Source organism: Kribbella sp. CCNWLW201 (assembly GCF_037203805.1).
In the GTDB taxonomy this organism is placed as follows: Bacteria; Actinomycetota; Actinomycetes; order Propionibacteriales; family Kribbellaceae; genus Kribbella.
The window spans coordinates 218,109-242,911 of the sequence record NZ_JBBCBQ010000008.1 but is presented as its reverse complement, the minus strand read 5'-3'; the positions used below and the strand labels follow the sequence as shown (position 1 = coordinate 242,911).

Sequence of the window (24,803 nt, the reverse complement as noted above, 5' to 3'; positions counted from 1 at the left end):
ATCCATGAATCCCAAGGAGCTACGCCCGGTCGTCGCCGGCCTGTTCGCCCAGGGCCGCCGCCGGACCGTCCGGGTCGCCGTGGAGCAGGAGCTCCTCGTCGCCGACAGCACGACGGGCGCCGCCGTACCGATCGAGCGGGTCCGCCGGGCGGCCGCAGCCGCGATCGCGTCGCCGTACGTCGGATTCGAGCCGGGCGGCCAACTCGAGCTGAGCCTGCCGTGCACCCTCGACCCGGTCACCCAGGTCCGCACCCTCACCGACGACCTGCAGCGTCACCTCGCTGCCGCACACATCAGCACCTACGCACTTCCGGTCGACCCGCGCCCCGAACACGAGGTGCCGCTGCAGTTGACCAGTCCGAGGTACGTCGCGATGCATCGGCACTTCGACTCGATCGGCCCGGCCGGTCGCCGGATGATGCGTCGTACCGCCTCGACGCAGGTGTGCCTCGACTGGTGGCCCGGCCGCGCCGGCGCCGAGCAGTGGCGGGTCCTCAACCTCGCGGGCCCGTTCCTGGCCGCGGCGTTCGCTCGCAGCGCTGGGCGCGAAGGACGGCTCACTACGTGGCTCGAGGTCGACCCGGCGCGGACCGGATTCGACGATCGCGTCCTCCATGGCGACGACCCGGTCGCCGCCTACACCGCGTTCGCCGCCGGTGCCACCGTCTTCACGAGCGGCGGCCCGGTCGAGCACCTCACCACGATGTTCCCGCCGATCCGGCCGCGGGCGACGTACCTCGAGGTCCGCTTCCTCGACGTACAAGAGCCGGCCGGCCTCGGCCTGGTCATCAGCGCACTGACGAGTTTGGTGTACGACGACGATCGCCGGCGCAACGCATTGCGGGCACTCGAGCCTGAGCGTGCTCACTTGGCTGAGCACTGGCGCTCGGCCGCTGCGGGCGATCCGGCCACCGCGGCTCGTGGCTACGAGCTGATTCCAGATGTGGAGCTGGTCGCATGAACGGCGTCCTGTTCGTCACCGATCCGCTCGCCGGGCTGCTCGCCGAGATCGACGCCACGATCGGCCTGATGAACGCCAGCCAGGAGCTCGGCCTCGAGGTGTGGAGCTGTGCGCCGGAGGAGCTCGCTGTCGTCGACGGCCGGGTTCGGGCCCACGCCCACAAGATCCGGCTGCGGCCGCGACGGCCCGGCGTGGACCACCGCTGGGTGGTCGACCCGACCTGGTGGGACGAACTCGAGGTCGCTGTCGTCGATACCGCCGACTTCGAGGTGGTGCATCTGCGCATCGATCCACCGGTCGACGATCGGTATCTGCACGCGACGTACCTGCTCGATCTCGCCGGCACCCGCGTGGTCAATCGGCCGGACGGAATCCGGATGGTCCACGAGAAGCTGGTCGCACTGCGGTTCCCCGAGCTGTGCCCGCCGACGTACGTCGGTACGTCGGTCAACGAACTGCGCGAGTTCGTCGCGCGGGTCGGGACGGCGGTGGTCAAGCCGGTCGACGGGTTCGCCGGGATCGATGTCTGGCTGGTTCCGAACGATCACGCGGCGGTCGCGCTGCTGGAGTCGGCCACGCGCGGCGGGCGCCGGCAGGTGATCGCGCAGCAGTACCTGCCGGCCGTTGAGTACGGCAACAAACGCCTGTTCCTGCTCGACGGCGAGATCGTCGGGGCGGTACTGCGGCGGCCGTGCGCCGATGATTTCCGGATCGGAGCGCCGGTCGCGCCGGCCGCGATCGACGACGCTGATCTCGCGATCGCCGACGCGCTCCGGCCGCTGCTGGTCCGCCACGGCCTGGCCATCGCCGGTGCCGACGTCATCGGCGGCCGGCTGATCGAGGTCAACGTCACCTGCCCCGGCGGGATGCACAAGACCGACGCCCTGCTCGGCACGCGGCTCAGTCACACGATGGTCAGCCGCCTCACCCATCACTATGAAGGAGTACCCGCATGAGCACCTTGACGATCGTTTCTGTTGCCCTCATGGGCATCCTGCTGTTCGTGCTGGGCGCGAACGTGACCCGTCATCGCGCGATGCGCGGCGGCGGCAACCAGGCGCCGACGGACCCGGCCGACCCGCTGCTGATCGCGGTGCGTGCGCACGGCAACGCCGCCGAGTACATCCCGACCATGATCGTCCTGCTACTCGTCTGCTCAGCGCTCTCCGACAGCTGGCTCGTCGGCGCACTGGCCGTCGCTGCTCTCTTCGTGCGCACCACACACGCCGTCGGCATGCTCACGTCGAAGTCGCTGGCTTCGCACGGCCCGCTCCGCGATATAGGGGCCCTGGGCACCTATGCCGTCGGCATCGCCATCGGCGTCACCGCGATCGCGACCATCTAGAAGATCTCGATGCTGACCGGGAGGATCGGCCAACCGAAGGCGGCACTGGCCGTGGCGAGGGCGCCGGGAGTGTGCTCGGTGACCCGGCCGGTGGCGGCGAACTCGGCCAATGACCGGCCACCGAGATACGCCGAGCCGAGCGCGGCCATCTCCAGGCTCAGGTCAGCCGGCTCCTCGGTGCGTTCGCACCGCGCCTCCGCCGCCGGGCCACCGGCCGTCAGCCTGAACCGGCCGGCGTTGGCCGGGATGAGGTCGTCGGCAACCTCGATCACCAAGTCGATCGGAACGGCGTACCGTCGCTGACCGAGCGCCCGGGCGACGTCCGTCACCCGGACCCAGAGCGACTCGGACACTCGCCGGTCCAGAGCCGTCGGGGTCGTCACGAGCTGCAGCAGCGGCTCGTCCACCGCGGCGTGACCGAACGCGACCTTGGCGGCCAGGTCCATGGTCAGCAAGTGCTGCCACAGGGCCCGGTACGCCGTCGGATCGAGCGCGACCAGCTCCTCGAGGCTCACCTCGTTGGCCGGGCCGGTCGAGCCCCAGTTCATCTTGCCGCGCCACAGCGCGTAGCCGTCCACGGTGCCGGTCTCGTCCCGGTGCACCAGAATCCGGCGGGCCACGCTTCCGCCACGCCTTTCCGGTTTGTCCTGCAGCCGCTTCTGCCAGTCGAGCTCGGACCGGCCGGAGACTCCTGGCCGCCGCTCCTGCAGGCTCCGCAACAGCGGCGCCAGCTGCTTCGCGGCGTCGTCCGGCGCCAGCTCGCTGAGCTCGCCGGGACGGATCCGCCCGGCCGGCGGCCCGACGCGGTGCAGATCGATCTCGTACGACAGTCCCCAGGCGGCCGCGCCGTACCCGAACCGTCCGTAGATGCCGGACTCGCTGGCCCAGAGGACCGCGATCGCCTCCGGCACGTCGCGCAACTGCCGGGTGATCAGCTCCGCCATGACACCGCGCCGCCGATGGGTCGCCTGGACGCCGACGCCGGTCACGTGCGCGGCGGGTACGACGGCACCCGGCACGGACAGATCACGGGTCAATGCCCTGGTGGTCCCGATGATCTCGCCGGCGTCGACGGCGACCAGCGCCCGACCCGGCTCGAACATCTCCCGGTCCAGGTCATCCGCCTCCCCCTCGAACATGAGGGCACCGGCGAACACCGCCCGGACCTCGTCGTACTCCTCGGCCACCGCCGTACGAACCTCGAATCCAGTCACCCTGGCATCCTCACACGCCCCACCGACAACCGCCCGCGCTTTTTCAGCTGGCTACGGCGGGCTGATGGCGGTGAGCATGCGGGCGAGCTTCCATGGCTGACGACCCCAAGCGGCGACCTTCCCGCCAAGGAGCGGTTTCCAGATTCCCTGTCGGCCGATGAACACCAGCATGAGAGCGGTGGGGTCGGCAGAGATGTGCGCGTCGACGTCACGTGCGCCCGCTGCCTCGAATGTCAACGAGCCATGGTCGAAGACGAGCACGGTGGATCGCCCGCCGCGGAGGTGGATCGCGAAGCGAGCTTGGAAGGATCCGGCCTGCTCCTGGTCCACGAAAGCGGTCGGCGGCAGCGCCGCGATGAGTGGAAGCGCGCCGCCTTCGACCGCGAGCAGGGCATGGTGAGGCTGTATCGGCCACGGGCGCCCACTGGCTCTGGCGATGTCATGACCGTGGATCAGGCATTCCTCGAGCAGGTGACACGCCACTACTGAAGGCGGCAAGCGGGTTCCTTGCAGCCAATCGATCGTGGCTGCTCGCGAACGCGACGCGACGTCGTCGAACTCGTTTGCCAGCGTGTCGATGCGATCCGCGAGTGCGGCTGGGTCCCGTTCGGCGTCGTCGGCCAGCAGTTTCGCGTTGACCTCGGCCATTCCCGCCGTCGTCACCGTGGCTTCCGGGACGGGCTTTCCGGCGACGGCGTCGGTGTCGAAGCGAAAGACCTGAGACAGGTGAGCGGCAACCTCGCCGACGGTCCAGGTTCCGACCGAGACTGAGTTGGCGTCAGGGACGCTCTGCAGGAGGGTGACGAGGTTGGGGACAACGTCCCGCAACGCCGCACGGGCCTGGGCCATGGTCTCGGGTGCGGTCATCGACTCAGTCCGTGGCGCGAGCTCTGCCGGGCGCGAACCGCCAGTCGCGGATCGCCACCGCGAACTGGTCGGGAGCGTCGGACTGCACGAAGTGGCCGGCGCCTTCGACGATCACGGTGTGGTGGTCGGCGAATTCCTGCTCCCATCGCCGCCGTTCCTTGGCCCGGAAAGCGAAGTCGGCGTCGCCCCACACGATGAGCGTCGGGAGTGACGCGAGATCGGGGAGCCCGGCCTCCACATCGGCGAGAAAGGCCCGGCTGCCGGTGATGCGCCCGGGGAGTACGGCGGACGCGTCGCGCTGAGCCTTTTGGTACTGGGTCATTTCTGCGGCGGATGGCTTACGCAGCCGGTGTCCCACGGGGATCAACGCGTTGACGAACAGGTTGAACTGCCTGACCAGCAAGCGCCCAAGCGGGCCACCCACCAGGTGGGAGACCGCCTCGAAGTGGAGGTCGCCGGTGATCGGCCAGCCCCAGGTGTTGGCCAGCACGAGCCCCTCGAAGGCGGCAGGCCGCCGTTCGACGGTTGCCAGGCCGATAGGTCCGCCCCAGTCGTGGGCCACCAGGGTGACGCCGCTCAAGCCCAAGGTGTCGACGAAGGCGGTGACGACCTCGGCGTGCTCCTCGGGCAGATACCGGTAGCCCGGACGGGGCGACGACAGCCCGAAGCCGGGGTAGTCCAAGGCGACGCAGCGGAACTCGTTCCGCAGGGCGCGGATCACGTCGCGATACACGAACGACCAGGTCGGGTTGCCGTGCAACAGCAGCAGTGTCGGCCCCGATCCTTCGTCCACGTAATGGACGTTGTGCCCGTCGATGCTGACGAAGCGGCTCTCGAACGGGAACAGCTCATCGTCGACCCACGCAGGCCTTGCCGGGTCAGCCACAACCGCGCCCCCTCTCCTCGATCTCCTGGATATTGTCTTTCGAGCTTGAGATTATAAAGTAGCGGAATGAGTCGAAGCTACGGCCAGTACTGCGGTCTCGCCCGGGCGCTCGACGTCGTGGGCGACCGGTGGAATCTGCTCATCGTCCGCGAGCTCCTGATCGCGCCGGCCCGTTATCGCGAGCTGCTGGACGGACTTCCCGGCGTGGCCACGAACCTGCTCAGCGATCGGCTCCGCGACCTCGAGACCGCAGGAGTGATCGAGCGGCGGTTGGCCGAGGAGGGCAACGCCATCGTGTATGCGCTCACCCCGTGGGGCGCCGAGCTGCGGGAGCCGATCGAGGGCCTCGTCCGCTGGTCCACGCCTCTGATGGCACGTGGGCCGGGCGACGACCGCTTCCGCACCGAATGGCTGCTCGTCGCCCTCCAGGCCTTACTCGTCGGCAGAGCAGCCCCGCGCCGGTCATCGACAGTGGGGATCGCGGTCGACGGCCAACTGGTCGAGGTGCGGGCGACGCGCTCCGGCATAACGGTAAGCCTGCATGACGGTCGCGATCTCGATGCTGTCGTGCACGCCGACGCGGCTCTCGTGCTCGGGCTGGCAGCAGGTGCGCTCCCCATCGACGAGGGCCTCGAACTTGTCGACATCGAAGGCGACGAGGCCGCCGTGCGTGCCGTCTTCAGGGCCAGGCCGTAGCTCGCCCTATTCGTTTGCCCGGTCGTCGGCCGCTTCCTAGGGTTTCAGGATGCGGCCGGGATCTGATGACATCGCGTTTTACCGTGAGCACGGTTACTGGATCTCGCCGGTGATCTTGGCGCCCGACGTACTCGACGCTGCCGAGCGCGGTATGGAGCGCTTCTACGCCGGCGACCACGATCACGCGCTGCCCGACCTGCCGACGACACGTGGCTGGCAGCCGTCCGATGGCGACGTACTGCGGAAGAACGACTACGCCTCGCTCCGGGTCGATGAACTGGCGGCGCTGGTCCGGCACCCGGCGATCGGGGCCATCGCGGCCGCGCTGTCCGGCGCGGACGGGATCCGGTTGTGGCACGACCAGCTGCTCAGGAAGCCGCCGGGCGGTGAGGCTCGGGTGGGCTGGCACACGGACCGGCAGTACTGGCAGTCGTGTACGTCGGACGACATGCTCACGGCCTGGGTCGGCTTCCACGACGTCGATGAGACCAACGGCGCGGTCTCGTTCCTGCCGGGCAGCCACAAGTGGGACGTCACCGGGCTGGACTTCTTCTCCCAGGACAGCGCGGCCCTCGATGCCGCACTCGTTGCGCAGGGCTTCGACCCGACCCCGGTCACACCCCGGATGCGCAGAGGACAGGTCAGCTTCCACCACTGCCGAACCGTCCACGGCAGCTCAGCCAACCGCAGTACGGCGCCCCGGCGCTCCCTCGCCATCCACCTCCAGCCCAGCGACAACCGCTGGCGCCCCGGCGGACCGCACCCCAACGACACCCTCGTCCGCACCGACCCAGCGACGAACGCCCCCGACTACACCGACCCGATCATCAACCCCGTGCTCTGGCCGAGCACCTGAAAGAGCGGATCAGGCGGTCAGCGGACGGCTGGGAGGTCGCCGGTGGATTCGCCGTCTAGTTCGGCTGGGGAGTCCGGGGCGGGGGTGTGTTCGGCCTCGTCGAGTTCGATCTCCTCGCGGAAGACGAACTTGCGGTAGGACCAGAAGCGGAACAGGGTGCCGAGGCCGAGGCCGATCACGTTCGCGGAGATGTTGTCGGCCAGCCAGCTGTGCAGGTCCAGCACGTAGCGGGAGAAGCCGAGGCAGGCGGCCGCGATCAGCAGGCCGACGCCGTTCAGCACGAAGAACAGCACGTACTCGCGGTGCAGCCCGGTGCGCTCGCGGTGCCGCCAGGTCCAGTGCCGGTTGCCCAGGTACGTCGCGATGGTCGCGGCCGTGACCGAGATGAACTTCGCGGTCAGCGGCTTGTGGTGCAGCATGCCGACACCGGAGTCGGCGATGACCAGCGGGTTGTTGAAGACCAGCCAGTTGTAGATCGGCAGATCCACGACCATGCCGAGCAGACCGACCAGACCGAACTTGGCCACTTCGTGCACCAGGTGCTCGACCTGGCGATACAGCGTGGTGACGAGCTTCAACGGTCTCCGGAACCTTCTGTGATCACACCGCAACGGGAGGGCAGCTTCCCACGGTACCCGGCGACCCGGCCGACTCCGAAATCCCCCGCGTGCCGAGACGGCCCGCTGCGGGCGCGGTGATGTATGGACATTAGGCTCCAGACTGTGAAGTTCGAACGGAAGGACCTCCCCGTCGGTACGCCGGTGGTCGGCATGGTCGGCGGCGGGCAACTGGCCCGGATGACGCAGGAAACCGCGGTCGCGCTCGGCGTCCAGCTCCGCGTGCTGGCCGAGGGACCCACGGTGTCGGCGGCCCAGGCGGTGGCCGACGCGCCCGTCGGCGACTACCGCGATCCGGAGACGGTACGGCGCTTTGCCGCTGAGTGCGACGTGGTCACCTTCGACCACGAGCACGTACCGACCGACCTGCTGCACACCCTCGAGTCCGACGGCGTCGCGGTCCACCCGGGCCCGGACGCCCTGGTCCACGCCCAGGACAAGGCCGTCATGCGCCGGCGCCTCGACACCTTCGACGCGCCGTCCCCGGCCCACCAACTGGTCGAGTCGGCCGCCGACGTCGAGGACTTCGCCAAGCGGGTCGGCGGCTTCCCGATCATCCTGAAGACCACCCGCGGCGGGTACGACGGCAAGGGCGTCTGGTTCGTCGACGGCCCGGACGACGCGGCGGTCGCGATCGCGTTCGCGAGTGGCGTGCCGATCCTGGCCGAGGAGAAGGTCGACTTCGTCCGCGAACTGTCCGCGATCGTGGCCCGGTCGCCGCACGGCCAGGCGGTCGCCTACCCGATCGTCGAATCGGTGCAGCGGGACGGCATCTGCGTCGAGGTCACCGCACCCGCGCCCGGCCTCGCCCCGGACCGGGCCGCCCAGGCCCAGCAGACCGCGCTGAAGATCGCCGGCGAACTCGGCGTGGTCGGCATCCTCGCGGTCGAGATGTTCGAGGCCCGCGACGGCCGCCTGCTGGTGAACGAACTGGCGATGCGCCCGCACAACACCGGCCACTGGTCGATCGACGGCGCGGTCACCTCCCAGTTCGAGAACCACCTCCGCGCGGTGCTCGACCTGCCACTCGGATCGCCGGCCGCGCGAGCGCCGTACACGGTGATGGTCAACGTGCTCGGCGGGGACGTCGAGGACATGCATCGCGGGCTGCTGCACTGCATGGCCCGGGATCCCGGGCTGAAGGTCCACTTCTACGGCAAGGCCGTGAAGCCGGGCCGCAAGATCGGCCACGTCACGGCGTACGGCGACGATCTCGAGGACGTCCGTGAACGCGCCCGGCACGCGGCCGCGTACCTGACCGGCACCATCGACGAGTAGGAGTGGCGACGTGTCCGTTGGAATCGTGATGGGGTCGGACTCCGACTGGCCGGTGATGCAGGCGGCGGCCGAGGTGTGTGCCGAGTTCGACGTGCCCTTCGAGGCAGACGTGGTGTCGGCGCACCGGATGCCGGCCGAGATGATCGACTACGGCCGGTCAGCGCACGAGCGGGGTCTCAAGGTGCTGATCGCGGGCGCCGGCGGGGCCGCGCACCTGCCCGGCATGCTCGCGTCGGTGACTCCGCTGCCGGTGATCGGCGTACCGGTGCCGTTGAAGTACCTGGACGGGATGGACTCGCTGCTCTCGATCGTGCAGATGCCGGCCGGGGTGCCGGTGGCCACGGTCTCGATCGGCAACGCGCGGAACGCGGGCCTGCTGGCGATCCGGATCCTGGCCGCGTCGGATGAGAAACTGCGGGACCGGATGATCGCGTTCCAGGAATCGCTGGCCGACGTCGCCCGGGCCAAGGGGAGTACTGTCCGTGACGGCGCGGCAAAGCTGCGTAAAGAGCTGAGCTAGGCCGGTTTTCCACAAGGCGGGGGCGGGTAGCCGTGAGATCCCAACTGTTGTCGTCTAAGGTCGTCGATCGTGACTCCGCCCGCTGAATCGGATACGCAGCGCATCCCGGTCCGCTACTGGATCTGGCTGTTCGGCGCTGCCGTGTCCATGCTCGGCGACCTCACCATGACGTTCGCCGTCGGGTGGTCCGCCAGCCAACACGGCGGCCAGGTCGCCGGTCTGATCCTGCTCCTCGCCGCCGCTCCCCGGGCCGCCCTCCTGCTGGTCGGCGGCGCGGTCGGCGACCGATTCGGCGCACCCCGGGTTCTCCTGGTCAGCTGTCTGGCGATGTTCGTCGTCACGGCCGCATTGGTCCCGGCCACGCTGGTGGTGGGCGAGCCGATCGCGCTGCTTGTCGGCCTGGCCCTGGTGATCGGCGTGATCGACGCGTTCTTCCTGCCGTCGTCGCGCTCGATGCCCCGGCTGCTCGTCACGCCGGAGCAGGTGCCGCGGGCGCTGGCCAGCTTCCAGGTCACCGGGGTCGTCTTCGCCGTCACCGGCACCGCGGTCGGAGGTCTCCTGGTCAGCTGGCACGGCATCACCGCCGCGGCCGGCTTCGACGCCCTCACCTTCGGCGCGATGATCGTCGTACTGCTGATCCTGCGCGACGCGACCGCGCCGCACGGGTCGCGGACCGCGGGCATGTTCCGCTCGATCGTCGACGGCGTGAAGACCGCGTTCAGTCTGCCGCTCACCCGAGCGCTGCTGATCACCATGACTGTCGCAGCCGGTCTGCTGATGCCGATGGACGCGCTCCTGCTGCCGCTGCTGGCCAGGGATCACCAGTGGGACGCGAAGACCGCCGCGTTGCTGATCGCGACCAGAAGCGTCGGAGTCGGTGTCGTCGCGATCCGGATCCTGATGCGCGGAGCGTTCCAGCGCCCCGGAATCGTGGCCATGACCGGCCTGCTGCTCGCCGCGGTGGGCATCGTCGGCCTGTCCGCCTTCGAGCCGCTGCCGTTGGCCATGGCTGCTGCCATCCTCAGCGGCATCGGCGTCGGCACTTTCACCGGCCACGTGCTGCCGTTGCTGATGAACTCGATGGACCGTGAGTACCAGTCACGACTTCAGTCGGTAGTCGTGCTGTGCCAGAGCCTGGCCCTGGTCGTGATGAACCCCCTGCTCGGCAGTCTCGCCGACCTCGACGACGTCGGCATCAACCGCGTCTTCCTGGGCATCGGGATCGCGTCCGCGCTGATCGGCCTGGTTGCCCTCAGCCGCCCCGCGATCCGCAACGCCAGGGTCTCCTGACCCGTCAGGGCCGTCCCGGTGCGCGGTAGGTCCAGCCCGCCGCGCGCCACTGGGCCGGGTCCAGCAGCAACCGGGCGTCGATGAGCGCCGGGATGGCCACGACCCCTTTCAGCGCCACCGGGTCGAGCTCGCGGAACTCGGGCCATTCGGTCAGATGCAGTACGGCGTGGGCGTCCTGGCAGGCCTCGACCGCCGAAGCGGCGTACCGCAGCGTCGGGCGGACCTTGCGGGCGTTCTCCATCGCCTCCGGGTCGTAGACCGTGACGTTGGCGCCGTGCAGCTGGATCCGGCCGGCCACGTCCAGGGCGGGCGAGTCGCGGACGTCGTCCGTCCCGGCCTTGAACGCGGCACCGAGGACGGTCACGTTGCGGCCGATCCACTCCGCCCCGAGCACCTCGTGGGTCAGGTCGACGATCCGGGCCCGGCGGTGGTGGTTGATGTCGTCCACCTCGCGCAGCAGCGTGATCACTTCCTCGACTCCGAGCTCACCGGCGCGGGCCATGAACGACCGCAGGTCCTTCGGCAGGCAGCCGCCGCCGTACCCGGGACCCGCGTTCAGCATGCCGCGGCCGATCCGCTTGTCGTAGCCGAGCGCGTCCGCGAGCTGGGTGACGTCGGCTCCGGTCGCGTCGGCCAGCTCGGCGAGCGCGTTGATGAACGAGATCTTGGTGGCCAGGAAGGCGTTCGCGCCGCCCTTGACCAGCTCCGCGGTCGGCAGGTTGCAGACGACCACCGGCGAACCCTCGGCGATCGGGGTGGCAAAGACCTCCCGCAGCCGTGCCTCGGCGGCCGCGGACTGGACGCCGAACACCAGCCGGTCCGGGTGCAGCGTGTCGTCCACGCCGTGCGCCTCGCGGAGGAACTCGGGCTGCCAGGCGATCTCGACCGCCGTACCGGCCGGGGCCTCGGCGTGGAACCGGGCCTCGACGACCTTCGACGTACCGACCGGCACGGTGGACCGGCCGACGATCAGGGTCGGCTGGGTGAGCAGCGGCGCGAGCATGTCGACGACCGAGTTGACCTGGGACAGGTCGGCCGCCTCGTTGCCCTCCTGCTGCGGGGTGCCGACGCAGATGAAGTGCACGTCGGCCCAGTCGGCGATCTGCCGGTAGTCCTTGGTGAATCGCAGCCGGCCGGAGTCGGTGTGCTTCTTCAGCAGCGGGTCCAGCCCAGGCTCGTACAGCGGGGCCTTTCCGTCGTTCAGCAGCTTCAGCCGGTGCTCGTCGATCTCGACCCCGATCACGTCGAAACCGAACTCGGCCATGCAGGCGGCGGTGTTCGCGCCGAGGTAGCTGGTGCCGATCACGGCGATCCGCAGGGGGCGGGAGGTCGCTTCACTCATGCCGGGGACTTTACCCACCGCGGTTATCAGCCGGTGACCGGCTCATGTCTGGCACGTGCGCTGTTGGTCACTTTCGGCGTCCGATGGGTGCCGTTTCGCGGGCTCTGCGTCGTACAGTGCAACTCGTGAGTAACTCTTTCGATCTGTACGCGCTGACCGAGGAGCACCAGGCGATCCGGGAGGCGGTGCGCGATGTCTGCGACGCCAAGGTCGCACCGCACGCCGGTGACGTGGACGAGCTGGCCGAGTTCCCGAAGGCGTCGTACGACGCGCTGAAGGCGTCCGACTTCCACGCCCCGCACATCCCGGAGCAGTACGGCGGCGCCGGGGCGGACGCGCTCGCGACGGTGATCGTGATCGAGGAGGTCGCCCGGGCCTGCGCCTCGACCTCACTGATCCCGGCCGTGAACAAGCTCGGCTCGCTGCCGTTGCTGCTGTCCGCGTCCGAAGAGGTCAAGCAGCGCTACCTGCCGCCGGTGGCCGCGGGCGACGCGATGTTCTCGTACTGCCTGTCGGAGCCCGAGGCCGGCTCGGACGCTGTCTCGATGAAGACCCGCGCGGTGCTCGACGGAGACAGCTACGTCCTGAACGGCGTGAAGCGGTGGATCACCAACGCCGGGGTCAGCGACTACTACACCGTGTTCGCGGTGACCGACCCGGACGCGCGCTCGAAGGGGATCAGCGCGTTCGTGGTGGAGAAGTCCGACGAGGGTGTCTCGTTCGGCGCGCCGGAGAAGAAGCTCGGCATCAAGGGGTCGCCGACCCGCGAGGTGTACTTCGACAACGTCCGGATCCCGGCCTCCCGGCTGATCGGGGACCTCGGCACCGGCTTCGGTACTGCGATGGCGACGCTGGACCACACCCGGGTGACGATCGCCGCGCAGGCACTCGGGATCGCCCAGGGCGCGCTCGACTACGCGCTCGGCTACGTCCAGGAGCGCAAGCAGTTCGGCAAGGCGATCGCCGAGTTCCAGGGCCTGCAGTTCATGCTCGCCGACATGGGCATGAAGATCGAGGCGGCCCGGCAGCTCACGTACGCCGCCGCGGCCCGGTCGGAGCGTGGTGACGCCGACCTGACCTACTTCGGCGCCGCCGCCAAGTGCTTCGCCTCCGACGTCGCGATGGCCGTCACCACCGACGCCGTCCAACTCCTCGGCGGCTACGGCTACACCCACGACTACCCGGTCGAACGCATGATGCGCGACGCCAAGATCACCCAGATCTACGAAGGCACCAACCAGGTGCAGCGGATCGTGATGGCCCGCCAGCTCCTCAAAGGCCTCGCCTGAGAACGTCTCCGGCGACCTGATCAGCCCGTCTACTTGTCGTCGGAGCTGAAGAGGGTTTGGGAGTCGGGAGCGGGGTCGGGGCGGCGGCGCATGTGGTCGGGGGGCTCTTCGTTGTCGAGGATGCCGTCGCCGGGTTTGCCCTCGGGGCCGCCGAAGAGCAGGTCGGACATCTGCAGGTGGACGTGTTCCACGTGCGGTACGTCGGGCAGGATGACCTGGCCGCGTTCGCCGGCGGACTCGATGTGCAGGGTGCCGCACCGCAGGATGCGGTCCATCAGGCCGTGCTCGTAGGAGACGTCGTTGATCCGCATCAGCGGGATGTCCCGGCCGGTCCGGGTGAGGATGCCGTGGCGGGTGATCAGCCGGCGGTTGGTCAGGGTGTAGGTGGAGAAGAACCAGTTCAGGAACGGCTTGGCCGCGAACGCCACCAGCATCACCACGCCGACCGCGAGGATCGCGATCCGGGCCGGCGTCTGCAGGCTGCCGGACGGCACGATCGCGGCCAGGAAGCTCCCCACGCCGACCACCACGAGCAGCACGAACACCGGGAAGATCAGCGCCTTCCAGTGCGTCCGGGTGCTGACGACGACGTACTCGTCCTCACCCAACAACTTCGCCGAGATCGCCATACCCCCAGTGTCACAGTTCCCGGGTTCGCTTGTCCCGTCCCGACACGACTGCCCCTGTTACGGCCTACCACTGCCCGTGCGGGCAGACCTGGCTTCCACTCAGTGGTTTAACACTTCACAAACTGCATACAGTGCGCCAGTATGCGCGAGGGGTAACTACTGGGGGGCAAGAGAAGGAGCCGTGATGGCCATCTTGTCGATACTCGATCGGGAGCACACCGTCGCGCCGCCGGGGTACAGCCGCTGGCTGATCCCGCCGGCCGCACTGGCCGTCCACCTGTGCATCGGCCAGGCGTACGCGACCAGCGTCTACAAGACGTCGCTGGTGAAGCATTTCGACACCAGTCAGACCGCGATCGGGGTGATCTTCAGCATCGCGATCGTGATGCTGGGCCTGTCCGCGGCGATCGGCGGGACCTGGGTGGAACGCAACGGGCCGCGCAAGGCGATGTTCGTGTCGGCCTGCTTCTGGGCCACCGGTTTCGCCGTCGGTGCCCTCGGCATCGGCACCGGCCAGCTCTGGATCGTCTACCTGGGCTACGGCTTCATCGGCGGGATCGGGCTCGGGATCGGCTACATCTCCCCGGTCTCGACGCTGATCAAGTGGTTCCCGGACCGGCCCGGTCTCGCCACCGGCCTGGCGATCATGGGCTTCGGCGGCGGCGCCCTGGTGGCCAGTCCGCTGTCGCGTCAGTTGCTCAGCCTGTACGACGACAACTACGACCCCGGCAACAGTGCGTCGGTGGCCGGCGGCGGGGCGCTGGTGGCGTTGTTCCTCACCCTGGGCATCGGCTACTTCGTCATCATGATGTTCGGCGTCGTCAACATCCGGGTGCCCGCCGACGGCTGGAAGCCGGACGGTTTCGACCCGGCGACGGTCAAGCAGAAGGCGCTCGTCACGACCAACCACGTGTCGGCCGCGAACGCGATCAAGACCCCGCAGTTCTGGTGTCTGTGGGTGGTCCTGTTCTGCAACGTCACCGCGGGGATCGGCATCCTCGAACAGGCCAGCCCGATGATCCAGGACTTCTTCCGCGGCGGCGACGGCAAGTCAACGGTGGCGGTCGCCGCGGCGTCCGGGTTCGTCGGCCTGCTGTCGATCTTCAACATGGCCGGCCGGTTCGGCTGGTCCAGTACGTCGGACGTGATCGGCCGCAAGCCCATCTACGCGATGTACCTCGGCGTCGGCATCGTCGCCTACTTCCTGCTCGCCACGGCCGGCCACAACAGCACGGTGATCTTCGTCCTGCTGGCCGCGGTGATCCTGTCCTTCTACGGCGGCGGTTTCGCGACCGTACCGGCGTACCTGCGGGATCTCTTCGGCACCTTCCAGGTGGGTGCGATCCACGGCCGGCTGCTGACCGCGTGGTCGGCGGCCGGGATCGCCGGGCCGCTGATCATCAACGGATTCCTCGACCGGGAAGGCAAACCGGGCACGCTGACCGCCGAGGCGTACCGGCCGGCGCTGTTCACGATGGTCGGCGTGCTGGCCGTCGGCTTCGTCGCCAACCTGCTGATCCGCCCGGTCGCGGACCGGTTCCACGAGCGGTCCGAGTCGACGATGGAGGCGGCGAAATGAACCAGACCCCACGCCTGGTGATCTCCTGGCTGCTGGTCGCCGTACTGCTCGGCTACGGCATCATCCAGACGCTCATCACGGCCGCGAAGATCTTCACGAGCTAGTGCGGAGGTGCGTCACATCCCCGGCGGCCAAGGGCTTCGGGCCGTCGGGGGTGTCGACGATCAACCGTCCGTCGTCGTCCAGGTCGCGCGCCCGGCCCTCGAGGAAGGTGCCGTCAGGTAGCTCCACCCGGACCAGACGGCCGAGCGTCGCGGAGTGCTCGCGGTACTCCGGCAGGATCGTCGACGGATCTCCGTCGGTATCGACCCACGCCTGATAGCGAGTCGCAAGCTCACGCAGTACGGCGGCCAGCACGGTTGCCCGGTCGGTCGTCGCAGCACCCTCGAGCGCCAGTGACGTCGCAGCAGGATGCGGCTTCTCCGACTCCCGCAGCGTCACGTTGAGCCCGATACCCACCACAGCGGCCGGTCCGTCCACCCGCTCGAGCAGAATGCCGGCCAGCTTGCGGTCCTCGACCAGTACGTCGTTCGGCCACTTCACCTGGGCCGGGATCTCCCCCACCCGTCGTACGGCGGCCGCAACAGCCAGCGGCACCAGTAGACCCAGCCAAGGCCACCGAGCCGCCGACACAGCCGTCGGACGCAGCAGAACGGACGTCAGCAAGGCAGACCGGGCCGGAGTGGTCCACGTACGCCCCAGCCGCCCACGACCCGACGACTGGTGCTCCGCAGTGACCACGAGCCCCTCAGACGCGCCTGCACGCGCTGCAGCGGCTACGACTGCGTTGGTCGACTCCGTCTCGGCCAGTACGTCGATCTGCGTCCACAGCGAGCCGGGTCGAACCAGTCTGCCCTGCAGGAAGCGTGCGTCGAGTGGCGGTCGCTCCAGGTCGCCGAACATCAGCCGGTGTTCTGCAGGCCGGCGGCAACACCCGACACGGTCAGCAACAGCAGTCGCCTGGTCCGGACGATCTGCTCCTCGTCCAGCGAGTCGTCCGTCCGCAGGGTCCGCAGCGCCCGCAACTGCAGGTAGCTGAGTGCGTCGACGTACGGGTTGCGCAGCTCGACCGCACGGCCCAGCACGCGGCGTCCGGCCAGCAGGCGGTCCTGGTCAAGCACCTTGAGCACCCACTCGGTCGTGAGGGCGTGCTCGTTCAGCATCAGCTGGGTCAGGTCCGGCCGGTCACCCAGCTCGAGGTACCGGCCGAGGATGCGCCGGTCGGTCTTCGCCAGCGACATCTCCGCGTTCTCGAGCATCACCTGGAACAGCGGCCAGTTCTGGTTCGCGTCACGCAGTACGGCGACGTCTCCGACCGCGGCCAACGCCGAGCCCAGGCCGTACCAGCCGGGCGCGTTCACACGGGCCTGCGACCACGCGAACACCCACGGGATCGCCCGCAGGTCCTCCAGCGACGACACCGCCACACCACGGCGAGCAGGCCGCGACCCGAGCGGCAGTTGTCCGAGCTCCTCCAGCGGTGTAACCCGGCCGAACCACTCTGCGAAGCCGTCTGCCTTCACCAGCCGGTGGTACGCCGTACGCGCAGCCTCGTCGAGTGTCTTCTCCACCACCGAGAACCGCTCGGCCGCCGCAGCAGCCCGCTCCTCCACAGCCGGAGTGGACGCCAGCAACGTTGCCGCGGTCACCTGCTCGATGTGCCGCTGCGCGATCGCGGCGTTGCCATACCGAGCGGGGATCGCCTCACCCTGCTCAGTGAGCTTGAAGCGCCCAGCCACCGACCCGGGAGCTTGTGCCAGTACGGCGCGGTTCGCAGGACCACCGCCACGCCCCAGAGCACCACCGCGGCCATGGAACAGGGTCAGCCGAACCGCATTGCGCTGTGCCCACGCGGTGATCCGCGCCTGCGCGTCGTACAAGGCGAGAGTCGCTGACACGGGCCCGACGTCCTTGGCGGAGTCGGAGTACCCGAGCATGACCTCGAAGCGCCTGTCGTTGGCGGTGAGCCGGTGCCGGACCCGGGTGAGCTGAATCGCGTTGTCCAGCACCTCTACCGAGTTCTGCAGGTCCTCACCGGTCTCGAACAGCGGTACGACGTCCAGCTCGATCGGACGCCCGTCCATCGCCGCATCCGCCAGCTCGTAGACCGCTGCGAGGTCACCCGCGTTGCGAGTGAACGAAACGACGTACCGGCGGCAGGCCTCGGGACCGAAGCGCTGCTGGATCTGACCGATCACCCGGAGAGTCGCGAGCACCTCTTCGGTCTGGTCGGAGAGCTCACCACCACCCAGCACCTCCTCCAGCGCCTTGCTGTGCACCGAAGAGTGCTGACGGACCTCCAGCTCGGCCAGGTGGAAGCCGAACGAGTTCACCTGCCAGATGAGCTGTTGCAGCTCGCCGTACGCCTGCCGCGGAGCTCCTGCGGTCACCAGCGAGTCCTGCAGGACCTTGAGCTCGTGCAGGAAGTCAGAGGCCCGCGGGTACCCGAAGTCCGCGTCACGGGCGCGGGTGGCAGCCAGTCGGCGAGCTGCGAGGAGCAGGAGCTGGCGGTGCGGCTCGGACGGCGAGCGGGTCTCGATGTCGGCGATCAGCTCCGGGTTGACCGCGCGGGCGTCCTCGAGGATGCGGCGGACCGGCGCGGACGGCGGAGTGGTCGCGGCGTCCAGGGTCATCGCCCGGCCGAGTGCGTCGGTGGCCCGCTCGAGCGCACGCAGTACGTGGTCGGCCTGGATCTGCATGGCCTCGCGGGTGATCGCGGCGGTGACGTTCGGGTTGCCGTCGCGGTCGCCGCCGATCCACGAGCCGAGCCGGACGAACGGCGCCACCACCGGGAGCTTCGTCCCGGCCGCGTCACCGGCCAGCGCGTCGTCGAGCCGGCGGTAGACGTTGCCGACGACATCGAACAGGGTCTCCTCGAACACGGCCATCGCGGACCGCACCTCGTCCAGCGGCGACGGCCGGCTGGTGCGCAGTTGCGACGTACGCCAGAGGATGTCGACCTGCTCGATCAGCCGCCGCCGGTTCTCGGCCAGCTCACTGTCGCCGGCCCGCGGGTCGGTCCGCTCCTCCAGCAACGACGAGATGCGGCGGATGGTCGCGAGGACGGCGCGACGCCGGGCCTCGGTCGGGTGCGCGGTCAGCACCGGGCGGAACTCGAGCCCGTTCAGCAGCGCTCGTGCCTGCTGCTCGCCGCTCTCCAGGGAGATCTGCTCGACGGCCTGGGCCAGCTCGGACACGACTGGCGCGTTGCCGGCGCGGTCGCGCTCGCGCAGCACGCGGGCGCGGTGCAGCTCCTCGCTGAGGTTGGTCAGGTGGAAGTAGCAGGTGAATGCCCGGGCGACGTCCTCGGCCCGCTCGTGCGGCCAGGACGCGACCAGCTGCTCGGCCGCCGCGCCGTCGCCGGCGATGGTGAGTTCGCGGAGTTTCTCGACATCGTCGAGCAGCGGCTGACCGGCGTACTCGACCAGCACCTTGCCGAGAATCTCGCCGAGCAGGCGCACGTCGGCCCGAAGTTCTTCGGGCACCTCGAAACGCGCGCGGGTACGGGTCTCACTACCGGTCTCGGTCACGTTCGCCCACCCTATCGGCGGGCGCCCGCCCGCGCCGCATAGTCCGCCTGCTGGAAGCCCGATCGTGACCCCATCGCCAGCTACTTCACAGTACGACGCTCAGACGTTGCCGAAACCGCCGCCGACGACCTGCGACACGACCCTGGCCAGCTCGGCCGGCGTGCGGTCGGTGCCGTCGACGACGAGCATCCGGGCACAGGCCTCGGTCATCGACGCGAGCATCTCGGCCAGCACCGGCAGGTTCGCGTCCGGGTCGGTGACACCGGGCAACGACTTCAGCAGGGTCAGCCGCAGGCCCTCGACCAGGAACGCGCGGGCGGCCCGGACCCGCTCGGCCACCACCGGCGCCGCGCCGTACTGAGCCCCGAAGACGATCCGCCAGGACTGCGGATGCTTCGCGGCGGTGCTGAGGAAAGCGGTCAGGCCGTCGAGGACGTGCTCCTCGGGAGTGCCGACGCTCGGGTCGGCCGGCAGCGCGGCGACGATCGAGATGACCAGGTGCTGTTCCTCGCGGGCGAGGAGGGCCAGCAGGAGTTCGTCGCGGTTGGCGAAGCAGTCGTAGACGACCGGCTTGGTCACCCCGGCGGCATCGGCCACCGACTGCATCGTCGTACCGGCGTAGCCCTTTTCGGCGAAGACTTCCAGGGCCGCGTCCAGGATCATCGGGCGCCGGCGCTCCGGGCCGAGATGGGCCGCCCGGCGACGCGGTTCTCCGTCCTCCACCACTTGACAAACCTACCTCATCGTAGGAAATTCCTACGGTCTGGTAGGAAGCTGCCCGGGGGTGGTCGAGTGACCGAACGAGGCACTGCCGGGTGGCTGGAGTCGGACGGCTTGACGTCGCTGGACGCCGCCGAGCTGGCCCGGCTGGTCGACCGGACGTCGGAGCGGGAGCTTCGGCATCGGCTCATCGGGGGAGTGCGGGAGATCGCGTTGCGCGAGATCTTTCGCCGGATGCCGGAGTACCTCCGACCCGCCCGGGCTGCCGGGTTCGACGCAGTCGTCGCCTGGCAGATCACGGGGGCGGGCGGTCCCGCCGAGATCGACGAGTTCTGGATCCGGATCAGCGACGGCCGCTGCACCCTGCTCGACGATCAGCCCGACGGCTCCGACATCTCCATCCGGACCGACCCGGCCACGCTGCTGCGGGTGGTCACCGGTGTCGAGGATCCGGTCATGGCTGTCCTCAAACAACGCCTCTCGGTTCGCGGCGACCTCGCCATGGCCGCCCGCCTGACCAAGATCTTCGCCGTCGGCCCGGCCTGACTCAGCGCGAGTCGAGACCTGTCGACTTGCCTTCGTTGGCCGTGGCTGCGTTGGCGGCGGTGCCCGGACGGGCGGCTTGGGGATCGACACCGTCCAGGGCTGACACGGCGGGGTCGAGACCTGGTAAGAACCTCGTGGTGGCGTCCTGGCCAGGCGGCTCGAACTCCCGGGCCATGCTGAGTGCCTGCTGTCCGAGGTTCTCGCCGTACGTGCGCGACTGCCCGGCGGCGTCGTCACCCCACGCCGCAGCCGCCGTCGGCAGGTCGTCGAACCCCTTGTCGATCGACTCGGCGATCTCCGCCACCGCGAACGGCCGCTGTACCTTCGGGATGGCGGAGTCCGACACGACCACCTCCGCGGCCGCGATCGACATCCCGGAACGACCCTCGCCGGCCATTCGCCGCAACGTCTCGCCCGCCGGCCGGTCCGCGGCCGCATCGACCGCACTCGCCAGCCCGCGGGCGGCCGGGGCGAACCGCGTCTCGGCCTGCGGCGGCTCCGGCGCCGTCAGCTGCTGCGCGATCTCGGGCGGCAGGGTCCGCTTGACGATCTCGTTCAGACAGTCCTCCGAGAACGCCTGACTCACCGCGTTGGACAACGTCTTGAACCGTGGTGACACCGTGTCGGCCGCCGCCTCGTGCGCCGCGGTGTGATCCTCCGGTACGGCGAGCTGCGCAAGCGTCCCGCTGACCGCCTGCAGCCCCGCTCGCGCATCGGCCACCTGCTCCGGATCGAGCCGCCCGTTCGGCCCGGTCAGCGCTTGGAGCGCTGCCTCCGTCTGCGCACTGATGAAGATGGTTCCGTCGCGGGACTGCGCGATCCGCCGGCCGGCACCCTCCGGCGGCATCTGTTCGATCTGGCCGTTCCAAAGGGTGCCGGGAGCACCGGTCAGCTCACCGACCGCGCCCTGGACCCGCTCGAACAGCTGCGGAACCGACTCTGGCTTTGACGCAAGTGCCTCGGCAGCTGCTCTCGCCTGGTTGGCGCGGTGCGACGCCGGCAGTTTGTCCATCAGCTCGTGGAGGTCTCGGATCTCCTCCGCGGCCACTTTGCCCGCCTCGTCGACCGCAGTCGCTCCCCCGGTGATGTCCTCGCGCCGGTTCTCCACCTCCTCGGTCAGCTTGCGGGCTTGGGCCCGCGACAGGTCACGGGAGGCGAACCGGGTCTCCAGCTCCTGGGCCACCCTCCCCACGACCGCCTCCTGCTCGGGTCGCGGCAGGGTTGCGAAGCGAGGCTTGGTGTCCAGCAGCATGCGGGCAGCGGCCGGGGCCGCGCCGCCGCGGCCGGCGCCGACGAGGGCGGTCAGCACCTGCTCGTCGGTCTGCCGGGTCCGCGCGCCGATCGCGAGCGCGAGTGCCCGGGCAGCCGCGGGATCCCCTTCCAGCACGGGCGGCGTGAACACCCCGAGGTCGCCCGGTCGTCCGTTCGGCATCAGCCCCGGCACCACCTCCGGCGTCACCTGTACGGCGAAGGCCTCACTGAGGGCCGCCCCGAGACGATCCCTGTGGCCTTGGTCTTCCGGTGCCGGCAGCAAGCTGTTCGGCTCCAGGTTCTCGGCGCAGGCCGCCACCATCTGCGTCATCGCGGCCCGGATGCCCGCCTGCCGGTCCCGCGACTCCCAGGTGCCGGGGTTGAGCAGCGCCGCGGGAGTCGGCGCGAGTCTCGCCGGGATGTCGAGGTTGTCCGCGAGCTGCCTGAACAGCCATTCGTTCATCGGATTCAGCTCGGGCAGCCGGGCGTCCGGGGCCGCCGGCGGGCGACGGGTCCGCGCGCGGACGAGATCGTTGAGCTTGCGCAGGAGGGCTTCAGCCTTCGGGTCCGCCACGGACAGCAACCTAGCCGTGACCGGGGCCACACCGGGGACGCTGGTGTGCTGCGGCGGACGTCACAGCACGTTCCGGCGTACACACGGTTAGGCTGCCCGATTATGGGAGAGACCGTGAACATCCACACCACCGCCGGGAAGATCGCGGACCTCGAGCACCGGCTCGACGAGGCCGTGCACGCCGGATCGGAACGCGCGGTGGAGAAGCAGCACGCCCGCGGGAAGAAGACCGCCCGCGAACGGATCGCGCTGCTGCTGGACGAGGGCTCCTTCTCCGAGCTGGACGAGTTCGCCCGGCACCGGTCCATCGCCTTCGGCCTGGACGGCAACCGCCCGTACGGCGACGGCGTGGTGACCGGGTTCGGCACCATCGACGGCCGTCAGGTCTGCGTGTTCGCCCAGGACTTCACCGTCTTCGGCGGCAGCCTCGGTGAGGTGTTCGGCGAGAAGATCGTCAAGGTGATGGACCTGGCGATGAAGATCGGCTGCCCGCTGATCGGTATCAACGACTCCGGCGGCGCCCGGATCCAGGAGGGCGTGGTCAGCCTCGGCCTGTACGGCGAGATCTTCCGCCGCAACGTCCGGGCCTCCGGGGTGATCCCGCAGATCTCGCTGATCATGGGCCCGTGCGCCGGCGGCGCGGTCTACTCCCCCGCGGTCACCGACTTCACCGTGATGGTGGACGAGTCGTCGTACATGTTCATCACCGGGCCGGACGTGATCAAGACCGTCACCGGCGAGGACGTCACCCAGGAAGAGCTCGGCGGCGCCCGGACGCACAACACCAAGTCCGGTAACGCGCACTACCTCGGCAGCGACGAGGAGGACGCGATCGAGTGGGTGAAGGCGCTGGTCGGTCACCTGCCGCAGAACAACCTGGAAGACCCGCCGGTCTACGACTTCGCCGCCGACCTGGAACCCACCGAGACCGATCTGGCCCTGGACACCCTGATCCCGGACTCGCCGAACCAGCCGTACGACATGCACACCGCGATCGAGGCGGTGCTGGACGAGGGCGACTTCCTCGAGGTGCAGACGCTGTTCGCGCCGAACATGATCGTCGGCTTCGGCCGGGTCGAGGGCCGCCCGGTCGGCGTGGTGGCGAACCAGCCGATGCAGTTCGCCGGCACCCTGGACATCGACGCGTCCGAGAAGGCGGCCCGGTTCGTCCGGACCTGTGACGCGTTCAACCTGCCGATCCTCACGTTCGTCGACGTACCCGGGTTCCTGCCCGGCACCGACCAGGAGTGGAACGGCATCATCCGCCGCGGCGCCAAGCTGATCTACGCCTACGCCGAGGCGACCGTGCCGATGATCACCGTGATCACCCGCAAGGCCTACGGCGGCGCGTACGACGTGATGGGTTCGAAGCACCTGGGCGCGGACATGAACATCGCCTGGCCGACCGCCCAGATCGCGGTGATGGGCGCGCAGGGTGCGGTGAACATCCTGTACCGCCGGGAACTGGCCGCCGCGGATGACCCCGAGGCCCGTCGCCAGCAGTTGATCACCGAGTACGAGGACCACCTGGCCAACCCGTACGTCGCGGCCGAGCGCGGCTACATCGACGCGGTCATCAAACCCAGCGAAACCCGCGCCGAGATCATCCGCGCCCTCCGCCTGCTCCGCACCAAACGCGACACCCTGCCGCCCAAGAAGCATGGGAACATCCCACTGTGAGCGAGATCCTGCGGGTCACCAAGGGCGACCCGACCCCCGAGGAGCTCGCCGCGCTGGTCGTCGTCATCACGACCCGCTCGGCGGCAACCGTCGTACCGGCCGAACCGGAGCGGGCCAGCAACTGGGCGACCTACTGGCGCAACGCCCGTCAGCCCTTCCACCCGGGTCCAGGCCAGTGGCGCGCGTCAGCCCATCCCTAACGATCGTCCGGGGCTCGTCGCCGGGGTAGCCGTTCCAGAAGTGGCTTGGCCGGCGCCGTTGCTCGGGCTGCCCGGCGCCTTTACGCCGACGCGTGGGTCGAGCTGGATCTCGGCCTGCTCGCGCACCGCAGGCCGGTCGATCAACTCGATCGCCAGTTCGGCGGTACGACGACCTGGCGTCGCGTTCTCGAACTCGGTTCGAATGAGCTGAGAGACCTCAGCCTTCACCGTCGCGCTCTGCTCGGAGTCGCGCATCAGAAGGCCCGCGGCGACGTCGGCGGTCGCGTAGGGCGGCGCGTTGTTCAGCCAGTGCAGCGTGCGTTCGGCCGACATGCCGGCTCGCTCACCGACAGCTTCGGCGAAGGCGTACGCCGTCGGCGCGTTCGGATGGATGTCAGCCAGCAACCGCTGCTTTTCGTCGTCACCGGCGGTGTCCCACTCAAGCCTGAACTCCGCCGCGTTCGACGGCAGGTGCCCGCTGCCGCGCAGATCGTCCACCACTCGATCGAGATGCGCCGCGATCCAGGCATTGGTGACGGCTTCCTGCATTCCGCCGTACCGCCCGTCAGCCGTCCCCACCGCAGTCCGGAGCGATCCGATCAGCGTGGCCCGCCGGATCGCCCAGTTGTCGTGCTGCTCCTTGGCCTCCGCACCCGGCCGGCGACCGAACCGCTTGGGCGTGATCCAGTCCTTGAGCGCCTGGTGCTCCTCCGCGCCGTAGATCACCGGGCGGCCTGACGTGTGCACCCCGCGCCGATGCCGGTCGACCAGCGGTCGCGCCAGGTCGGGCCGTTGCAGTCGCCCTCCGCCGTAGAACCGTCCGACGTACTCGGCGGAGTCGCGCATCCGCTGCAGCAGCTCCCACACCCGATCGTGCACCTGCTTGTCGGCCATCACCCAACGCTCGCAGCCTCCCGGTTCGTCCCGGCCACT

The 24,803-nt window shown here is 69.4% G+C and carries 25 protein-coding genes; 14 read left to right on the top strand and 11 right to left on the bottom strand.

Annotation, left to right across the window (positions count from 1 at the left end; translation table 11 throughout):
• Window positions 1–4 precede the first annotated feature (4 nt).
• From V9K99_RS29555 to V9K99_RS29545, 3 genes are read left to right on the top strand one after another with little or no spacing between them, the layout of a single operon-like run.
• Window positions 5–961 (top strand): glutamate-cysteine ligase family protein, encoded by a 957-nt coding sequence (locus tag V9K99_RS29555; protein WP_337005153.1) that lies wholly within the window; start codon window positions 5–7, stop codon window positions 959–961.
• Window positions 958–1,917 carry a hypothetical protein gene (locus V9K99_RS29550; protein ID WP_337005151.1) on the top strand — a complete coding sequence of 320 codons (960 nt, stop codon included), beginning with the start codon at window positions 958–960 and terminating at the stop codon, window positions 1,915–1,917. Before V9K99_RS29555 ends, V9K99_RS29550 begins: the two co-directional genes overlap by 4 nt.
• The gene (locus tag V9K99_RS29545) at window positions 1,914–2,306 is read left to right on the top strand and encodes an MAPEG family protein (protein WP_337005149.1); all 393 of its coding nucleotides are present in this window, start codon (window positions 1,914–1,916) and stop codon (window positions 2,304–2,306) included. The genes V9K99_RS29550 and V9K99_RS29545 overlap by 4 nt, the downstream gene beginning before the upstream one ends.
• Here the strand turns inward: V9K99_RS29545 and V9K99_RS29540 are convergent.
• Genes V9K99_RS29540 through V9K99_RS29530 form a run of 3 tightly spaced genes read right to left on the bottom strand, consistent with a single transcriptional unit; the run spans window position 2,303 to window position 5,273 of the window.
• Entirely contained in the window at window positions 2,303–3,520 is a 1,218-nt protein-coding gene (locus V9K99_RS29540; RefSeq protein WP_337005147.1) for a GNAT family N-acetyltransferase, read from the bottom strand. The two genes, V9K99_RS29545 and V9K99_RS29540, sit on opposite strands and share 4 nt — an antisense overlap.
• A 51-nt stretch (window positions 3,521–3,571) precedes the next feature.
• Window positions 3,572–4,387 (bottom strand): maleylpyruvate isomerase N-terminal domain-containing protein, encoded by an 816-nt coding sequence (locus V9K99_RS29535; protein WP_337005145.1) that lies wholly within the window; start codon window positions 4,385–4,387, stop codon window positions 3,572–3,574.
• A gap of 4 nt (window positions 4,388–4,391) precedes the next feature.
• Entirely contained in the window at window positions 4,392–5,273 is an 882-nt protein-coding gene (locus tag V9K99_RS29530; protein WP_337005144.1) for an alpha/beta fold hydrolase, read from the bottom strand.
• 66 nt (window positions 5,274–5,339) lie between these two features.
• On the opposite strand from V9K99_RS29530, the gene V9K99_RS29525 reads away from it, so the two are divergent.
• Window positions 5,340–5,969, top strand: a complete 630-nt coding sequence (locus V9K99_RS29525) for a winged helix-turn-helix transcriptional regulator (RefSeq protein ID WP_337005142.1) — start codon at window positions 5,340–5,342, stop codon at window positions 5,967–5,969.
• 49 nt (window positions 5,970–6,018) lie between these two features.
• Window positions 6,019–6,825, top strand: coding sequence for a phytanoyl-CoA dioxygenase family protein (locus V9K99_RS29520; RefSeq protein ID WP_337005140.1), 807 nt, complete (start codon window positions 6,019–6,021; stop codon window positions 6,823–6,825).
• Between the two features lie 17 nt (window positions 6,826–6,842).
• On the opposite strand, the gene V9K99_RS29515 is transcribed toward V9K99_RS29520, so the two are convergent.
• Window positions 6,843–7,403: a GtrA family protein gene (locus tag V9K99_RS29515; RefSeq protein WP_337005138.1), complete on the bottom strand. Its 561-nt coding sequence runs from the start codon at window positions 7,401–7,403 to the stop codon at window positions 6,843–6,845.
• A gap of 144 nt (window positions 7,404–7,547) precedes the next feature.
• Here V9K99_RS29515 and V9K99_RS29510 point away from each other — a divergent pair, with 144 nt between their 5' ends.
• The 3 genes from V9K99_RS29510 to V9K99_RS29500 all read left to right on the top strand — a co-directional run bounded on the left by V9K99_RS29510 (window position 7,548) and on the right by V9K99_RS29500 (window position 10,530).
• A complete protein-coding gene (locus V9K99_RS29510) occupies window positions 7,548–8,720 on the top strand; it encodes a 5-(carboxyamino)imidazole ribonucleotide synthase (RefSeq protein WP_337005136.1) in 1,173 nt (390 codons plus the stop codon).
• A gap of 28 nt (window positions 8,721–8,748) precedes the next feature.
• Window positions 8,749–9,240 carry a 5-(carboxyamino)imidazole ribonucleotide mutase gene (gene purE, locus V9K99_RS29505; RefSeq protein WP_337005578.1) on the top strand — a complete coding sequence of 164 codons (492 nt, stop codon included), beginning with the start codon at window positions 8,749–8,751 and terminating at the stop codon, window positions 9,238–9,240.
• Between the two features lie 69 nt (window positions 9,241–9,309).
• Window positions 9,310–10,530, top strand: a complete 1,221-nt coding sequence (locus V9K99_RS29500) for an MFS transporter (RefSeq protein ID WP_337005134.1) — start codon at window positions 9,310–9,312, stop codon at window positions 10,528–10,530.
• 4 nt (window positions 10,531–10,534) lie between these two features.
• Here the strand turns inward: V9K99_RS29500 and V9K99_RS29495 are convergent, their stop codons facing one another.
• Entirely contained in the window at window positions 10,535–11,872 is a 1,338-nt protein-coding gene (locus V9K99_RS29495; protein ID WP_337005132.1) for a UDP-glucose dehydrogenase family protein, read from the bottom strand.
• A gap of 83 nt (window positions 11,873–11,955) precedes the next feature.
• Here V9K99_RS29495 and V9K99_RS29490 point away from each other — a divergent pair, with 83 nt between their 5' ends.
• A complete protein-coding gene (locus tag V9K99_RS29490; RefSeq protein WP_442914734.1) occupies window positions 11,956–13,161 on the top strand; it encodes an acyl-CoA dehydrogenase family protein in 1,206 nt (401 codons plus the stop codon).
• A 29-nt stretch (window positions 13,162–13,190) separates the two neighbouring features.
• Here V9K99_RS29490 and V9K99_RS29485 read toward each other — a convergent pair whose 3' ends face one another.
• Window positions 13,191–13,790, bottom strand: coding sequence for a PH domain-containing protein (locus V9K99_RS29485; RefSeq protein ID WP_337005128.1), 600 nt, complete (start codon window positions 13,788–13,790; stop codon window positions 13,191–13,193).
• A 184-nt stretch (window positions 13,791–13,974) separates the two neighbouring features.
• Here V9K99_RS29485 and V9K99_RS29480 point away from each other — a divergent pair, with 184 nt between their 5' ends.
• A complete protein-coding gene (locus V9K99_RS29480) occupies window positions 13,975–15,369 on the top strand; it encodes an OFA family MFS transporter (RefSeq protein WP_337005126.1) in 1,395 nt (464 codons plus the stop codon).
• Window positions 15,366–15,473, top strand: a complete 108-nt coding sequence (locus tag V9K99_RS42775; RefSeq protein ID WP_439649122.1) for an MFS transporter small subunit — start codon at window positions 15,366–15,368, stop codon at window positions 15,471–15,473. The genes V9K99_RS29480 and V9K99_RS42775 overlap by 4 nt, the downstream gene beginning before the upstream one ends.
• Here the strand turns inward: V9K99_RS42775 and V9K99_RS29475 are convergent.
• The 3 genes from V9K99_RS29475 to V9K99_RS29465 form a co-directional block, all read right to left on the bottom strand.
• Complete coding sequence (locus V9K99_RS29475; protein ID WP_337005124.1) at window positions 15,463–16,272, bottom strand: biotin--[acetyl-CoA-carboxylase] ligase; 810 nt, start codon at window positions 16,270–16,272, stop codon at window positions 15,463–15,465. The two genes, V9K99_RS42775 and V9K99_RS29475, sit on opposite strands and share 11 nt — an antisense overlap.
• Window positions 16,272–18,899: a phosphoenolpyruvate carboxylase gene (locus tag V9K99_RS29470; protein WP_337005121.1), complete on the bottom strand. Its 2,628-nt coding sequence runs from the start codon at window positions 18,897–18,899 to the stop codon at window positions 16,272–16,274. The genes V9K99_RS29475 and V9K99_RS29470 overlap by 1 nt, the downstream gene beginning before the upstream one ends.
• A 99-nt stretch (window positions 18,900–18,998) precedes the next feature.
• Complete coding sequence (locus V9K99_RS29465; RefSeq protein ID WP_337005119.1) at window positions 18,999–19,625, bottom strand: TetR/AcrR family transcriptional regulator; 627 nt, start codon at window positions 19,623–19,625, stop codon at window positions 18,999–19,001.
• A gap of 66 nt (window positions 19,626–19,691) precedes the next feature.
• Between V9K99_RS29465 and V9K99_RS29460 the strand changes: the two genes are divergently transcribed.
• Complete coding sequence (locus V9K99_RS29460) at window positions 19,692–20,165, top strand: SCP2 sterol-binding domain-containing protein (RefSeq protein WP_337005117.1); 474 nt, start codon at window positions 19,692–19,694, stop codon at window positions 20,163–20,165.
• Between the two features lies 1 nt (window position 20,166).
• On the opposite strand, the gene V9K99_RS29455 is transcribed toward V9K99_RS29460, so the two are convergent.
• Window positions 20,167–21,990, bottom strand: a complete 1,824-nt coding sequence (locus V9K99_RS29455) for a hypothetical protein (RefSeq protein WP_337005115.1) — start codon at window positions 21,988–21,990, stop codon at window positions 20,167–20,169.
• A gap of 102 nt (window positions 21,991–22,092) precedes the next feature.
• On the opposite strand from V9K99_RS29455, the gene V9K99_RS29450 reads away from it, so the two are divergent.
• Together V9K99_RS29450 and V9K99_RS29445 are read left to right on the top strand one after the other, a co-directional pair.
• Window positions 22,093–23,670 (top strand): acyl-CoA carboxylase subunit beta, encoded by a 1,578-nt coding sequence (locus V9K99_RS29450; protein WP_337005113.1) that lies wholly within the window; start codon window positions 22,093–22,095, stop codon window positions 23,668–23,670.
• Window positions 23,667–23,870: an acyl-CoA carboxylase subunit epsilon gene (locus V9K99_RS29445; protein WP_337005111.1), complete on the top strand. Its 204-nt coding sequence runs from the start codon at window positions 23,667–23,669 to the stop codon at window positions 23,868–23,870. The genes V9K99_RS29450 and V9K99_RS29445 overlap by 4 nt, the downstream gene beginning before the upstream one ends.
• Here the strand turns inward: V9K99_RS29445 and V9K99_RS29440 are convergent.
• A complete protein-coding gene (locus tag V9K99_RS29440) occupies window positions 23,856–24,764 on the bottom strand; it encodes a hypothetical protein (protein WP_337005109.1) in 909 nt (302 codons plus the stop codon). The genes V9K99_RS29445 and V9K99_RS29440 overlap by 15 nt on opposite strands.
• Window positions 24,765–24,803: the final 39 nt, after the last annotated feature.

Coding starts and splice junctions, on each gene's coding strand:
- V9K99_RS29490 (WP_442914734.1), top strand. CDS start 11,956: ATGGGTGCCGTTTCGCGGGCTCTGCGTCGTACAGTGCAACTCGTGAGT.
- V9K99_RS29450 (WP_337005113.1), top strand. CDS start 22,093: ATGGGAGAGACCGTGAACATCCACACCACCGCCGGGAAGATCGCGGAC.
- V9K99_RS29535 (WP_337005145.1), bottom strand. CDS start 4,387: ATGACCGCACCCGAGACCATGGCCCAGGCCCGTGCGGCGTTGCGGGAC.
- V9K99_RS29555 (WP_337005153.1), top strand. CDS start 5: ATGAATCCCAAGGAGCTACGCCCGGTCGTCGCCGGCCTGTTCGCCCAG.
- V9K99_RS29485 (WP_337005128.1), bottom strand. CDS start 13,790: ATGGCGATCTCGGCGAAGTTGTTGGGTGAGGACGAGTACGTCGTCGTC.
- V9K99_RS29545 (WP_337005149.1), top strand. CDS start 1,914: ATGAGCACCTTGACGATCGTTTCTGTTGCCCTCATGGGCATCCTGCTG.
- V9K99_RS29495 (WP_337005132.1), bottom strand. CDS start 11,872: ATGAGTGAAGCGACCTCCCGCCCCCTGCGGATCGCCGTGATCGGCACC.
- V9K99_RS29475 (WP_337005124.1), bottom strand. CDS start 16,272: ATGTTCGGCGACCTGGAGCGACCGCCACTCGACGCACGCTTCCTGCAG.
- V9K99_RS29520 (WP_337005140.1), top strand. CDS start 6,019: ATGCGGCCGGGATCTGATGACATCGCGTTTTACCGTGAGCACGGTTAC.
- V9K99_RS29525 (WP_337005142.1), top strand. CDS start 5,340: ATGAGTCGAAGCTACGGCCAGTACTGCGGTCTCGCCCGGGCGCTCGAC.
- V9K99_RS42775 (WP_439649122.1), top strand. CDS start 15,366: ATGAACCAGACCCCACGCCTGGTGATCTCCTGGCTGCTGGTCGCCGTA.
- V9K99_RS29550 (WP_337005151.1), top strand. CDS start 958: ATGAACGGCGTCCTGTTCGTCACCGATCCGCTCGCCGGGCTGCTCGCC.
- purE (WP_337005578.1), top strand. CDS start 8,749: ATGGGGTCGGACTCCGACTGGCCGGTGATGCAGGCGGCGGCCGAGGTG.
- V9K99_RS29440 (WP_337005109.1), bottom strand. CDS start 24,764: ATGGCCGACAAGCAGGTGCACGATCGGGTGTGGGAGCTGCTGCAGCGG.
- V9K99_RS29480 (WP_337005126.1), top strand. CDS start 13,975: ATGGCCATCTTGTCGATACTCGATCGGGAGCACACCGTCGCGCCGCCG.